Origin of the sequence: Desulfovibrio sp. JC010, from assembly GCF_010470675.1 — a bacterium.
Lineage (GTDB): Bacteria > Desulfobacterota > Desulfovibrionia > Desulfovibrionales > Desulfovibrionaceae > Maridesulfovibrio.
The window spans coordinates 76,265-90,338 of record NZ_VOIQ01000011.1; the positions used below are offsets into that span (position 1 = coordinate 76,265).

Consider the following 14,074-nt stretch of genomic DNA (forward strand, 5'->3'; position numbering starts at 1 on the left):
GGATGAGTAAGCAGCCGGCAAAAGACAGCAGATATGAGCGTGCGCAAAGTGGTTTTACATTACTGGAACTCATTGTGGTCATGGTCATCATGTCCGTTGTCATGGCTGTGCTTCTGCCACGATTAAGCGGACAACTTATGGGTAACAGTTTGCAGGCCGCTGTTTCCGATTTGAGCAGTATTGCTACCTCGGCCCGCTTCAGGGCTGCGGATACCGGTAAAGAGCATGTGCTGGTCATCAGCCGTAAAACAGGGGATTTGAAGCTGCTTAGCGGAAACAGGAGCAAGGTTTTAAGCAGCACACAACTGCCGGAGAAGGTGGCGGTGGGAAATATGGAGCTTCTGGGCAAAACTGTTTCCGGTCCTGAGATGCAGATAGTTTTCTACCCCCGTGGAACAGCCTCTCCCGCGCGGCTTAAGCTGGTTTCCGAAAAGCGTGAAAGCATGCATGTGTTTGTAGCCGGGGCTAACGGAGGTGTCTATGTTCGTTAAATCCGGCAGTTCCGGGTTTTCGCTTATGGAAGTGATGGTCGCCATGGCTATTTTGTCCATTGGGCTGGTCTCAGTTGCTGGTGTCTACTCTCAAGCTGCTTCATCGCTCTCGCAGGTGGAGGGGTACGAGCGGGCCGGAATGGAAGCCCGGATGCGGCTGGCCGCTTTTTTAAACGCGGGTGATATCAAACCGGGGGAGACTTCCGGTAATTGCGAAACCCTGCCCGGCGGCAGATGGAAAATAGTCAGTAGAAACGAGGATGATTATCCCGGTGTAAGCCGGGTTGAGATTACAGTGTTGTTTTTCACAGAGGGCAGGGAACATGAGTATATTCTGGAAACAGCTGAAGTTGACCGGAATCTGCCTGCCCGGAGCAAAACCCAGACAAAGGATGCCAAGAAATGAAATCAGCTTCACGGTACTGCTTCCCACGGATACTGCTTTTATTTTTGCTGGGCATAGTTTTGGCCGGATGCCAGCTGAATGCTGAACCCATTGACGTAGGTTTCCAGAATCTGTCCCGGCCTTTATTGGGGTTGAGACTGAAAGTTGTTCATAAAGAACACCATGTTATTGAAAAGGAAGCGCAGGAAAAAACCAATAAAGACCAGAATCGCGCCCTGCTTGTGGTGGCATGCAAGCCGGACAGCCCGGCGCAGAAAGGCGGTGTGCTGCCCGGAGATATTCTTCTGGAAATAGACGGAGTTCCGGTGCAGGGAGTTCGTGATTCAACATTTGTCATGCAACGCAAGCGTCCGGGCAATGATGTCGCCCTGACTCTATATAGAATCGGCAAGATCATCAAACTGGGGATTCACCTGCCTGCTGACGTCCCGGTCACCAAGTCAACCAACTCACCTCTCGGAGGGGCTTCATGATGCATAAAGGGAAAAACGGTTTTACACTTATTGAGATGCTGGTGGTCATCGTGATTATCGGCGTGCTGGCGGCAATTGTAGCCCCGAGGTTCTTCGGCAAGACCGATGAAGCCAAGGTTGCGGCGGCCAAGGCGCAGATTGAGGATTTTTCCATGGCCCTGCAGAGCTACCAGCTGGACACAGGAAACTTTCCTTCCACCCAGCAGGGGCTTGAAGCTCTGGTGAAAAAGCCTTCCACTGCACCTGTGCCTGAGAACTGGCATGGCCCGTATATGAGTAAGAATGCCATTCCCAAGGACCCGTGGAACAATGCTTACGTGTACACTTCTCCCGGCAAGCATAGTCCGGATTTTGACCTGCTCAGCTACGGCAAGGACGGCAAGGCCGGAGGAAGCGGTGAAAACGCGGACATCACCAACTACTGATGAAGGTGGATTTACTCTTCTTGAGCTGCTGGTGGCGATTACCATCGGCTCGGTGGTGCTGACTGCGGTTTATTCGATCTTTGTCACCGCCACCAAGGTTGAGCAGAGGGCTCAGGCGGTTCTCACTCCCATGCGTTCCGCTTCCTATGCTTTCAGCATGTTGGGCCGGGATGTACGCAATCTGGACCCTTTGTGCCGGAACTCAGATATTGTCTGCCATGACAGTAAATGCCAGTTCCCTATTTTAGATAAAAAAGGAAAGCGGATTTGGGTGCGCTATGTTCTGGAAGAGAACATTCTCTGGCGGGAAGAGCGCAGGGATAAAAATGGAAAACTTGAAAAAGGAAAGCCGCTTTCAAAGATTGAGCTTTGCTCCGGGGTGCTGGAAACCCGTTTCAAGCTCATTGCAAGGGGGCATGGCGGAGGGGTAACCGGGGAGCTCAACACTGCGACCGGTTCCGGTCCGGGGATGATCGGGATGGTTCTGGATTTCAAGGAAGGCCCTTCGCGGAGGGAAGTCTATCGTTCAAAGATTTTATTGGAAGTAACACCGCAACAGAAGGCAAGTTGATAAGTATGCACAAGGATGTGGCCGGACACAAACAGATAGCGAAACAGCGGGGCTTTGTTCTGGTGGTCACGCTGTGGATTATGGCTATTCTCGGGGTTATGGCTGCTTCCTTTACCTATGAGGCCCTGTGCGAAACAAAGGTGGAAAGTTGGAGCAGTCAGGACAGTCGGGCTTATAATCTGGCTCGCGGGGGTATCCACAGGACGGCGGGACTTATCCGTAAACATGCCCGTGATTCCGTACACAGCATTACCGACAAATGGTTTTCCGGGGAATCTTTTTATAGAGAAGTGAAGTTCGGGCCGGGTTATTATTCAATCGTCCGTCCGGGCACTAAGGATTCAAAGAAAAGCAAAAATGTTCCTTTGGAATACGGTCTTGTGGATGAGGAATCGCGGCTGAATATCAATGTGGCCACCATGGACCAGCTGCAGGGGTTCCCGAATGTCTCCAATGTGCTGGCTTCAAACATTATCCTTTACCGGACCAAGAAGAAGAGCAAAAGCTCCCGCAAAACCACCGCGTCTGTAGCTCTTGCCAAAGGGCTGGTGGACGGGCCGATCCGGACCGTTGACGAACTGCTGCAGGTAAAGGGTATGACCACTGAAATTTTATATGGCACCCCTGAGGGAAAAAAGGGCATCGCGCCTTATTTGACCTGCTATTCCTCGGGCAAGGTCAATATCAATACCGCCGGGAAAGAAGTGCTTCACGCCGTGGGCTTTACGACCAGGCAGGTGGAGGCCCTGCTGGCCTACCGTCTTTCCGGGTGGAAAGGGTTCGCATCTGTGGATGCGGCGTTCAGCGTTCTGGGGGCTGCTTCACAGAAATCACGCATGGCACATCTACTGGGGGTGCAGTCCAAAAATTTTAAAATGGTCTGTTTAGCCGGGTTCGAGCCGGGAAAGCCGGTGGAGCGCATTACAGCAAGGGTAAGTGCAGGCAAGGATCAATTACGTTTTACCCGCTGGGAATCCGAATCCCTGCCGCGAATTTGAACGGAGTTGTTTTATGAATTTAAAGAAGCTGCTCCCCGCCATGTCATTACCCGGTTCCCTTGGAAAAAAGGTTCCGGCAGCTTTGGTGTTTGATGTGCATGGACGCAGGGCGGTTTCTTACGAATATGTTTCCAAAGAGAATCTCTGGCAGCCTTCAACTGATCAGCCTGATCCCGATCTCCCACGCCCCTGCATCATGGTACTCCCGTCAGCCATGATTGCACTCTGCCGTACGCAAACTCCAAACAAAGAACAAAAAGACGCAGCGGCAGCTTTGGATGTGGAAGCCGGGCAAAAGCTGTTTCGCTCTCCGGAAACCGGGGGAAGGGAAATCAGGTTTTATGGCGGGGGTCAAGGGATTGACGGCACCCTCTGCTGGGTCTCCAATGAATATCTCCACCAATGTCTGGAGACAGCCAAGGAAATGGGTTTTCAGGTTGCATCCATAGTTCAGCCGGAGCTTGATTTAAAAACATCTAAACCGACTTTATTAGTTTCCTGTGAAGATGGCGAAATCCGTATTTGCTGCATGCATAAACATGTCCCCCTTAATTGGCAGGTCTTACCGGAAGGCGGACCGTCATTTGAAAGTGCGTTGGGTGTTGTTCTTGCCGAGCTTGAGTCGGAACGGAAGCCTAAACCGGAAAAAATTGTACTCTGGAGTTCTCCCGGAAACGGCGGAAAGCCGGAAGGTTTTGACAAGGCCATTGAGAAGCTGTTGCCGGAAATACCATTGCAAAAAATCAGTTCCCATGAAGAGCTTCTTGCTTCTTTGCGTTTAAACCACATCAAAGGTTCTTTCCATGAATCTCTTGAAGAGTGGGAGCGCATCCCGCTGACCCCGAAAGATTATATCAGGCCGGGGCTGGGCTTTGTGGCGGCTGTAGCCGGTTGTCTGCTGCTTTTTTTTTCCGTGATTCATTTGAATAATCAAGATGCCGCGGTCCTTAAGGGAGAGGCGCACAAGATTATGTTTCTGGCTAAACGCACTGATCTGGTAACCATGGAAGTGCGCGAATTTGTACGCCGCAACCGGGATATTCTCAAGTACACTGTTAAAAAGCCCTTTGTTTCCCATGTTTTTCGTGATCTGGGCGACGCGGTTCCGGCTCAGGTGAAACTCAATACCATGCGTTTGGGGCAGTCCGGGCGAATTACCCTGCAGGGGGAAGCTAAAAGCGAGATCAGTCTCATGTCCCTGCTGGAGAACTTGAGCAGTACGGAGATTTTTACCAATGCGGTCCTTTCTTCCATGACCAAGCTGGAACACGGGCAGGGATTTCGTTTTGTGGTGGAGCTTGAGTTCCCGGAGTGGGAAGAATTCTTCAAACCGAAGAAACAGGGGGCAGTGCAATGAACGCTTTGCTGGCCTCCTGGAACAAGCTTGCCCCGCAGGATCGTCGTGCCCTCGGCATCTGCATTGTTTTTCTCATCTGTGTAACTTTGTATATGGGTGTGCTGGCCCCGCTTGGCGATATGTATGAAGCCACGGTTCAGGAACAGTTCAATTTAAAGAATCAAATTCAATTGAACACTCCCAAGGCTATGGTCCTGCCGGACCGGGAAGCCAAGCTGCGGCAGGTGAAGGATGAATATGAATCCCTGAAACGACAGCTGGATCTCATCGACCGCAGGGATTGGGCAGCCTCGGATATTTACAATGAGATCCGGGATTATGCATCGGTCACCGGGGTGACCATTAAAGAAATACGTCCCTTGAGCCAGAAACAGGAGGGGTTTCTGCAGAGTCAGCCCATGGATGTGACTTTCAGCGGTTCTTTCACTGCCATAGAGAAATTTATTTATTATCTGGAGACCTCGCCGCAGGTTTTTGTTGTTTCGGAGATTACGCTTACCGGAAAGAGCGGAGCCATGCAGGGTGGTCTGGTAGTCAGCAAATATTCCATTCCTGCCAAGGCGGATTCCAAAATGCCGGAACATGCGGTCAAGCTTGTACTTGCCGTGCCGCCGTGGATCGGGTTCGCGCCTTTTGAAATTGCCCGTCACAAGGGCTGGCTGCATGCCAATGGTACTCGTATTGAGTGCTACTTTTCCGAGCACGAAAAAACCAATTTTGAGAAGTTGTACACCGGGGAAATCGACGGCACTGCCACTCATGCTCTTGAGCTGATCCAGCTGCTGGCCAAAGGGGTGGACCTGCGCATAGTGGCCCCCCTTGCGCAGTTCAAGTCCGGGGATACTTTAATGGTGGCGGGCAGTTCGCCCATCAAGTCCCTGAAGCACCTGCGCGGGAAAACTGTGTTTGTGGAAACCGGCGGGGCAGCACATTATTTCCTCTATGAGGTCCTCAAACATAACGGCATGTCGCTTTCAGATGTTAGAGTCAGCAACATGTCTCGCGAAATGGTGGCCCAAAGCCTGCGGGCCGGGCTGATTGAAGCCGGGGTCACCTTTGAACCCTATGTCGGAAGATTGCATAGAGAACGTATTGCCAGACCGCTGGCCGGGCCGGAAGCCATTGATAATTGGACCTTGCAGTTTCTGGTTATGCGCGAAGACGCCCTGTCGGGTAACGGCCATGCGGTTGAATCCCTTATCAAGGGTTTTGCCCGTGCTGTCAGCTGGTGGCAGAAGAACCCGGAACAGGCAGAGCAGTTTCTGGCTTCCGATAACCCGCAGGGAGTCTCCCGCCGGACCATTGAAGAGATTATGAAGAGTGTCCGTTTCCTGACCCCGGATGAGGCAAAGGTATACTTCTGCAATGGACCGGAAGCCCAGAACAGCATGGATGAGTATTTTGGAAAATATGAATCTTTTTTCAAGCAGGAGCTTGGATACGAAGTGGTGGTACCCAAGGCTGACATTCTTGATTGGCAATATGCCCGCAAGGTATACAACTGCACTGCGCATGGAAAACCCGTGCACACAAATGCTACGCATGTAAACGGTACGCACATGAACGCTACCCGCAGGGAAGGGGGATAAGTCATGGGCATGGATAAATATTTACATAAAAGCGCGGCAAACAGTTTTTTCAGGATCACGCTAATAATCGCAGCCCTGACCGTGACCGGAGCTGTGCTTATTCTTTCCCTGCCCGCACCGCACCCCAAGGCAGTGAATTATGTGGACGCCACCCGTGAACATCCTCCGGCTGATCCATTGGCCTACCCCCACTATTCTTTTTACAGCACCAAACGGCATCATATTTTCCAGTTCGGACAGCTTCATCTGGTGCACCGCTCTTATAAGAAAAAGCCCAAGGTCAAGGCTCCGCCCCCGTCGCTGCCATCCGGGCCGAATCTTTCCGGCCTTGTCCTGAAAGCAACCATGCCCGGGGCGGGCAAATCATATGCAATCATCACCGGAATCAACGGCGGTGCAAGTTCACTGGTCACCCTCGGGCAGACTATCCGGCAGAGCATACTTGTGGAGATTGGTTCCAGCCATGTTGTTCTGGTCCGCAATGACCAGAATGCCACCCTGAGCATGAGCAGTGCATGGGAAGCGCAGGCCGAAAATTTGATGAGCGAGTCCGGCATTATTGAAAAAAAAGGCCTGTCCTATGCGCTTTCAGTTCCCGGGGATGCTGGAGACAAGGGCGGGAGTGCGACTGCAAACGGTTTGGGAGTTAATTTGGTTCCTCTCACCGGTGAAGAGCGCAAGGATTTGGGGATTTCATCATCAAGCGGCCTCACTGTGACCCGTGTGGTGCGCAAGAATACAGGGTTGCAGCGGGGGGATCTGTTGCTGTCAGTCTCCGGAAAACCTGTCAGTTCAATCGCGCAGGTTGGTGCGCTTCTGAAAAATAAGATCGGCAAGGACGTGTACCTTACAATCATTCGTAAAGGAAAACCCATGAATGTGGACTTCAAGGTTCCCTGATGGGGGACACATTCAGGTAAATACCAGATGAGAGAATTTATGATTAGACCAGAATACTGCATACGATGTTTTGTCGTTCTGATAATGATATGCGTTTTTTCCTTGTCTGCTTCCGGGCTGCCGGGAGGAGCGGCTGTTGCCGCGCCTGCCAAGAAGATCGAGATTAACTTCAGGCAGACGGATATCATGGCCGTATTGGAATTTTATTCTCATCTGATGGGTAAAACTTTTATCCCTAATCATCAGCTCACCGGACCGGTGACGGTCATTTCCCCGAAGCCGGTAACCAGACTTGAGGCTTTGCGTCTGCTGTATTCTGTTTTGAATATGAAAGGATATACCCTTGTGCAGCAGGGAGGTTATTATAAGGTCGTGTCTTTAAGCGAGGCAGTGCATGAAGGTTTGAATGTGGATGCCATATCTGTGGGCGGTGACCAGATGGTCACGGAAGTGCTTACGCTTGAGTATTTGCAGGCTGCGGATGTAATTGCAGATTTTAAACAGATATTATCCCCTGAGGGTTCGATTTTTTCCGGTAAATCAAATAATTATATTGTATTTACCGATACAGCTGCCAATGTGCGCAAGCTCAAAATGTTGATCAGGCAGATCGATAAGCCCGGCTCTCTGCCGACCTCGAAGACTTATTCACTGCAATACATTGAAGCCAAAACCGTGGCCCCCATGCTGACCAAGCTTTATACACAGCAGGCTGCAAAAAACGGGCAGGGCACAGTGGAAATTCTGGCAATGACCGAGACAAATTCATTGATTGTACTTGCCCCGGAAAGCATCCATAAGGATATCACTAAAATCGTGGGCAAGCTTGATGTGCGTACCATGCAGGTTTCCATCAAAGCTTATCTTGTAGAAGTTTCTTTGACGGATGACACCAAGCTCGGTTTTGAGTGGATGTTCAACGTCAATTCACAAGGGACATCCGCCGGTGGCTCTCTTGATTTCGGGAGGGCTTTTAGCTCTGCCATGCTTGGCGGCACACAGGAAGCACTGAATTTTTCCATCGTCAATGGGGATAATTTTCAGGCGATGATGAATTTTTTTGCCTCGAATGAGAACGCCCGTGTTGTTTCTGCGCCCCATATAGTCGCCCTTGATAACCAGAAGGCAAGTATTTCAGTAGGTACGGAAATTCCCATTCTTAAGTTGACCCAGACCTCAATGACTTCGCAGCAGAATGTTATTAAAACTTATGACCACCGTAAATTCGGCATGCAGCTGGATATCACACCCACCATCGCTGAAAACCGCGATGTAACCCTTAAAATTGACCAGACCCTATCCAGTCTGCAAACGGATGATACCGATCCGGATCAGTGGAAATCAACCGACCGTGCGGCTTCCACAACAGTACTGGTCAAAGATGCCCAGACTCTGGTTATCGGCGGGCTTATGGCTGCCGACGGCGACTTAACCAAAAAGGGAGCACCCTACCTGAAGGATATGCCTATATTAGGCCCTCTGTTCGGTGCTCAGGAAGATAAAATTGAAAAGTCTGAACTTTTGCTGTTTCTTACTCCATACGTGATCGCCTCCCCGGACGAGGCTGATGCCATGACCGGGATGCGCACCTCCCAGAGTCCTATGGCTGTGGATGAATTCGGTCTTGTTTTCGACCTTTAGCCCCGGAAAGTTTTATGCAGGAAAATGAAATAAATCTCCTTCCGGCTACACCGCATGACCTGTCTTCTCCGGACAGGATCAGGGGATGGTGGCAGCGGGTCCGGCAGGCCGGTGAATCGGAGCAGGACGCGCTCAGGAGTACGGCGGAGTTCCTCAGCATGGAATGGATGGAGCTGGATAAAACCTATTTGGCCGAGCCGGGGTTGGTTCAGCTGGTGCCGGAAGGTTTCGCCAAGAATCATCTGCTGCTGCCGCTGGCCAGGGAAGAAGACGGAAAGGTCCGGGTTGCCGTAGCAACGCCTTTTATGGGTACGGCCATATCCGAGATGGAACAGGCTCTGGAGATGGAGGTCCACATGGTCTTTGCACCTGCGGATAACCTTGTGGATGCCTTGGAGCGAGCCTACTCGGGCGAGGGCATGGAAGGTGTTTTCACCAGTCTGGACGATGACCTAGATTCCATGGATGATGTTGAAGACCTGCGCGATATGGCGCAGGCCGCGCCCGTTATCCGGCTGGTCAACAACACCTTTCGCGACGCTATCTCACAGGGAGCATCGGATATCCATATTTCACCTTATGAAGACGGCTTGGAAATCCGTTTCCGGGTGGACGGCATTCTGCACGTGGTTAATACCGTTCAGAGAAAATATCAGGCCGCAATCATTTCCCGTATCAAAATCATGTCCAATCTGGATATTGCCGAGCGGCGTATTCCGCAGGATGGACGTATCCGCCTGAAAATGGAGCAGTCAGATTACGATATTCGTGTAGCTTCAACCCCCACAGTGTTCGGCGAAGGTGTGGTCATGCGTATTCTGGATAAATCTTCCATCAAGGTTGATATTGCCGATGTGGGTTTTGAACCGGAGATGCTTGAAACATGGAAATCCCTTGTGCACAGGCCCCACGGGGCCATACTGGTCACCGGGCCTACCGGGTCCGGTAAGACAACCACACTATACGCCTCGCTGAATTACATCAAATCACCGGAACTAAAGATTATTACCACGGAAGACCCGGTGGAATACCAGTTGCGCGGCATTGACCAGATTCAGGTCAACTCCAAGGTGGGGCTGACTTTTGCCGCCGCCCTGAGGTCTATCCTGCGTCAGGACCCGGATATCATTATGGTCGGGGAGATCCGTGATCTGGAAACCGCTGAAATCGCGGTGCAGTCTTCTTTGACCGGACACCTTGTTCTGTCCACCCTGCATACCAATGATGCCCCGACGGCAGTTACCCGTATGGTGGAGATGGGCATTGCTCCTTATCTTGTGGCACCGACCCTTGCCGGGGCTATGGCTCAGCGTCTTCTGCGTCGGTTGTGCGCTAATTGCAAGAAACAGGGAGCGGACGGCAAATGGCAGGCCGTGGGCTGCGAAATCTGTGACGGTTCCGGATACAAGGGCCGGCTGGGCATTTTTGAAATTCTGGTCAATACCCCGGCCATCCAGACCCTGATTCAAAATGAAGCCAGTGCTGCTGAAATCGGTGCGCAGGCCCAGAAGGAGGGCATGCGCACCCTGCTTCAGGACGGCCTTGCCAAAGCCGCAAGGGGACTGACTACGGAAGAGGAAGTCTATCGCATGGCTCAGGATAATTAGGAAAACCGTTAACTGGAGCACCCATGGCAACGTTCATTTATACGGCGGTCAAAGACGGCAAACAGCTTTCCGGGGAAGTGGAAGCTGCTGATGGTTCTGCTGTGCAGCGCGAACTTGCCGGACAGGGAGTGAAAGTATTGCGGGTGGAACGCAAGGACAGTGCACCGGGCAAGTCATCGCAGGCAAGTCCCAAGGGGCAGTCCATTTTCGGCGGTAGGATCAGCTATAAGCAGGTAACTTCTTTTACCCGCCAGTTTGCCACTTTGCTCGGGTCCAGTCTTCCCCTTGTACGGGCCTTATCTTTTTTGCAGGACCAGAATGCAGGGACCTTGTTGGGAGAGGTCATCACAACCATAAACTCCCGCGTGCGAGAGGGTATGCCCTTGTCGCGGGCCTTAGCTGATTTTCCTAAATATTTCGATACACTCTATATTTCACTTGTGGCGGCAGGGGAGGCCGGGGGTATGCTTGATCAGGCTATGGACCGGTTGGCCTTCATGCGTGAGGCGCAGGAGGACCTGCGTTCCAAAGTTTCCGGGGCCATGATCTATCCGGTGATTATGCTTGTGGCCATGGTTGGTGCCATTATTACCATGATGCTGCTGGTTGTTCCTCGTTTTGCCCAGATGTTTTCCAGCATGGGCCAGAAGCTGCCCGTTGCCACCCGCATACTTATTGATATTTCCGATGTCCTGCAACAGACATGGTGGATGCTGCCGCTTGCTCTGGTAATAATTATTCCCACATGGAAAAAGATAGGTTCCACACCCAACGGCCGGATGCGTATTGATACGGGAAAATTGCGGATCCCGGCCTTCGGTCCGCTGGTCATTCAGGTCAGCATGGCCCGCTGGTGCCGCACATTGGGAACTTTACTCGGTTCAGGCGTTCCACTCCTGTCCGCGCTGCAGTCCAGTGCCGGGGTAACCGGGAATGTTGCCATATCAAAAATTGTTGAAAAGGCGACATCCGAAGTCCGTGAGGGCAGTAAGCTGGCCACCCCGCTCAAGGAAAGCGGAGTTATTCCGCCATACGTTACCGAGATGATTTCTATGGGTGAAGAATCCGGTTCACTGGATACAATGTTGGGAAAGATAGCGGAGCACTACGAACGAGAAGTAGACCAACTGGTCAAGAATCTCACCTCTATGCTCGAACCGGTCATGATTCTGGTAATGGGCGCGGTGGTCGGTTTTATTGTTATGGCAATCCTGCTGCCGGTTTTTCAGATGCAGCTTATGGCGGGATAAATTTTTACAAATTGTAAGGTTCAGGAGGGGAGAATGATTAGTTGTCAGAACAGTGGAAAATTCGCCTTATTTTTAATGGTCTTATGTGCAAGCATTTTGATCTGCAATGTGCCGCAATCTGTTGCTGAATCTTATCGTGTTACCCTGCCGGGAGTCTCAAACGGTACTTATAAAGATTACACGGATGTGACTATCTGGAAGTTGGAGAACGGAGCAATTGTTCCGAATACCAGGGAATATTTCGGAGGAAATCAGCCCCCATCCGATAATGCTACCAATATGGTGCTGAATGCAACATATCGCATCATGCTTACAAGTGGAAATATGGGGCAGAATTTTAATTGTACCGTGAATACATATAGTGATTATTTATGGAAAATAGATTCTGCATGCACATCACCTTATACTGCAGCACCATGTATGGGGTGCCAGTATCTTCAGACTCCATCTGATAATTATTTCCATGCCCTGCCTATTACCCACGTTAACCCTGAAGAGCAGAATTATTGGCAGGCCTACCTGTTGGACAAGACCGGAAATGCAACCAATCCCAATCTTCTTTTCCGTGGGCCCAATCCGACTGTAGTTAAGGATAATGAGGAGCATTTTGATTTTCCGGGACTTTTAGCTGTTCTTAAAGAACGCTACAAAACTCAGGTGGGCGATGGTAATTTTCCGAAAGAATTTGTATTTGTTGACATAAGCCTTATCAATTCTGTTTTGAGCCAAGATCCTGCAAGCGGCAATCCCAGCAACGGATATGTTCTAAATGCCGAGTACAGGTTTTTCAATTCTACGGTCAGCAACTCCACGGCAATTCCAAAGGCGGATACTCTTATCACCCGTAAGAACATTCCACTTCCCGGCGGGAATGGAACAACCATCACCGGGTCGCTTTTATGGTGGAATATTCGGCCTGTAGTCGAAGATTCCCAAAGATTAAAAGAGTTGGTCTCTAAAATAGCAACCATGCTGGATAGCAAGAACAAGATCCCTTACCTGATTTATATACATTGCATTTCAGGTTGCGACCGCACCGGGGATGTCGCGATCTCTCATTTGCTTGATTACAGAAAAATGAATCCTACGGATGCATATAATTATGGGACAACTGTTTTTGATAATCAGGGGAAACAGCATCGCCTTACTCCGCATGGCTCCACGCAAGACCCGCATGGTGCCTGGCTGCTGCCATTGATTAAATTCTGCAATGACACTACTAAATCAGGCGATAATGCTTGCCGGACAGGGTGTGATTTTCCGGCTCCCTCAAAGTTTCCTCCGCTTAACTATTATCCTTGGAACAGTACAAAGTGCGATTGTCCAAATAACGGAAAATCTTATTAACCTTATTCTCACTCATACGGTCCGCTTGAGCATGGCGGGCCGTATGAGTGAGTAATATTTTGAAGAGGGTTTTATGCTGAAACAAGTCATTTTGATTTTGTCGGTTGTGGTCCTGTTTTCCGGTTGTGCTAATAAGCAGAATTTTAAGGATCAGCTTCGGGAAGCCCTTCGCGAAGATCCTCAGATAGTACTTGATGTTTTGGATGAAAACAGTGTTGCCATGCTGGCAATTGTGGATAAGGGCGTTCAGGAGCAGAAAAAAAATGAACGGCTGGCGAAATTCGAATCTGAAATCAAAAATCCCATGCAGCCCGAAATTCAGGCTGAAAGAATAATGCTGGGCAATGCTGATGCCCCGGTAACCATTGTTGAGTATTCGGATTTTCTTTGCCCTTATTGCAGCAAAGGTGCAAACGTGGCCAGCAAGTTGGCAACCGAGCAGCCTGAAAAGTACAGACTTATTTTCAAACATCTGCCCCTGCACAAAAATTCCCGCGAACTGGCGATGTTTTTTGAAGCCATCGCCCGGCTTGATAAAGATAAGGCTCACAGGTTTCATGATCTGGCCTTTGCACGTCAGAAAGCTCTTTATGAAGATAAATCCGGTACAGTACTGAATAACATTCTGGCAGAAATCAGTATTGATCGTGGGCAACTCCAGAAGAGCATCAATTCTGAGCAGGTCAGGGCATTTCTGATTTCAGATGAACAGGAAGCCAAAAATTTCAAGATAAACGGGACACCTACATTTCTTGTCAACGGCGTTGCCATACGCGGCTATGTCCCTGTGGAGAGGTTCGAAGAGACCGTTGACTACATTCTGGAGAAGGCCAATCCAAAGAGTGCAGAAGCACCGGATGGTGAAATCTGTGAAGATTGCTTGAATCAGATGTAGTGTCTGCGGTGGGTCCGATCATTGGCCCAAGAAAAGTAAAGCCCCACAGTGTGGTATGCCCCCATGCGGGGCTTTTCGTTTCATCCACTTCTAGGCTCCGTATTTTTTCAGTAAGCTATGCCCT

Annotated in this window: 14 protein-coding genes; all 14 read left to right on the forward strand. The window is 50.4% G+C overall.

The annotated features are described in order from the left end of the window. Window positions 1-2 precede the first annotated feature (2 nt). The 14 genes from FMR86_RS13490 to FMR86_RS13555 all read left to right on the forward strand — a co-directional run bounded on the left by FMR86_RS13490 (window position 3) and on the right by FMR86_RS13555 (window position 13,950). Window positions 3-491: a prepilin-type N-terminal cleavage/methylation domain-containing protein gene (locus FMR86_RS13490; protein WP_163351927.1), complete on the forward strand. Its 489-nt coding sequence runs from the start codon at window positions 3-5 to the stop codon at window positions 489-491. Beyond that, window positions 481-897 (forward strand): prepilin-type N-terminal cleavage/methylation domain-containing protein, encoded by a 417-nt coding sequence (locus tag FMR86_RS13495; RefSeq protein WP_163351928.1) that lies wholly within the window; start codon window positions 481-483, stop codon window positions 895-897. The genes FMR86_RS13490 and FMR86_RS13495 overlap by 11 nt, the downstream gene beginning before the upstream one ends. Further along, entirely contained in the window at window positions 894-1,370 is a 477-nt protein-coding gene (locus FMR86_RS13500; protein WP_163351929.1) for a PDZ domain-containing protein, read from the forward strand. Before FMR86_RS13495 ends, FMR86_RS13500 begins: the two co-directional genes overlap by 4 nt. Continuing rightward, entirely contained in the window at window positions 1,370-1,795 is a 426-nt protein-coding gene (gspG, locus tag FMR86_RS13505) for a type II secretion system major pseudopilin GspG (RefSeq protein ID WP_163352044.1), read from the forward strand. Before FMR86_RS13500 ends, gspG begins: the two co-directional genes overlap by 1 nt. Beyond that, window positions 1,767-2,366, forward strand: coding sequence for a prepilin-type N-terminal cleavage/methylation domain-containing protein (locus tag FMR86_RS13510; protein ID WP_163351930.1), 600 nt, complete (start codon window positions 1,767-1,769; stop codon window positions 2,364-2,366). The genes gspG and FMR86_RS13510 overlap by 29 nt, the downstream gene beginning before the upstream one ends. Before the next feature lie 5 nt (window positions 2,367-2,371). Continuing rightward, window positions 2,372-3,364, forward strand: a complete 993-nt coding sequence (locus tag FMR86_RS13515) for a general secretion pathway protein GspK (protein ID WP_163351931.1) — start codon at window positions 2,372-2,374, stop codon at window positions 3,362-3,364. A gap of 13 nt (window positions 3,365-3,377) precedes the next feature. Beyond that, window positions 3,378-4,721 carry a PilN domain-containing protein gene (locus FMR86_RS13520; RefSeq protein ID WP_163351932.1) on the forward strand — a complete coding sequence of 448 codons (1,344 nt, stop codon included), beginning with the start codon at window positions 3,378-3,380 and terminating at the stop codon, window positions 4,719-4,721. Further along, entirely contained in the window at window positions 4,718-6,310 is a 1,593-nt protein-coding gene (gene pilO / locus FMR86_RS13525; RefSeq protein ID WP_163351933.1) for a type 4a pilus biogenesis protein PilO, read from the forward strand. Before FMR86_RS13520 ends, pilO begins: the two co-directional genes overlap by 4 nt. Window positions 6,311-6,313: 3 nt before the next feature. Beyond that, on the forward strand, window positions 6,314-7,210 hold the full coding sequence (locus FMR86_RS13530; protein ID WP_163351934.1) for a PDZ domain-containing protein: 897 nt from the start codon (window positions 6,314-6,316) through the stop codon (window positions 7,208-7,210). A 39-nt stretch (window positions 7,211-7,249) separates the two neighbouring features. Beyond that, the gene (locus FMR86_RS13535) at window positions 7,250-8,851 is read left to right on the forward strand and encodes a secretin N-terminal domain-containing protein (protein WP_163351935.1); all 1,602 of its coding nucleotides are present in this window, start codon (window positions 7,250-7,252) and stop codon (window positions 8,849-8,851) included. 14 nt (window positions 8,852-8,865) lie between these two features. Beyond that, window positions 8,866-10,458: a GspE/PulE family protein gene (locus tag FMR86_RS13540; RefSeq protein ID WP_163351936.1), complete on the forward strand. Its 1,593-nt coding sequence runs from the start codon at window positions 8,866-8,868 to the stop codon at window positions 10,456-10,458. A gap of 23 nt (window positions 10,459-10,481) precedes the next feature. After that, entirely contained in the window at window positions 10,482-11,708 is a 1,227-nt protein-coding gene (locus FMR86_RS13545) for a type II secretion system F family protein (RefSeq protein WP_163351937.1), read from the forward strand. Window positions 11,709-11,741: 33 nt separating this feature from the next. Next, entirely contained in the window at window positions 11,742-13,055 is a 1,314-nt protein-coding gene (locus FMR86_RS13550) for a protein-tyrosine phosphatase family protein (RefSeq protein WP_163351938.1), read from the forward strand. 73 nt (window positions 13,056-13,128) lie between these two features. After that, the gene (locus FMR86_RS13555; RefSeq protein ID WP_163351939.1) at window positions 13,129-13,950 is read left to right on the forward strand and encodes a thioredoxin domain-containing protein; all 822 of its coding nucleotides are present in this window, start codon (window positions 13,129-13,131) and stop codon (window positions 13,948-13,950) included. Window positions 13,951-14,074 lie beyond the last annotated feature (124 nt).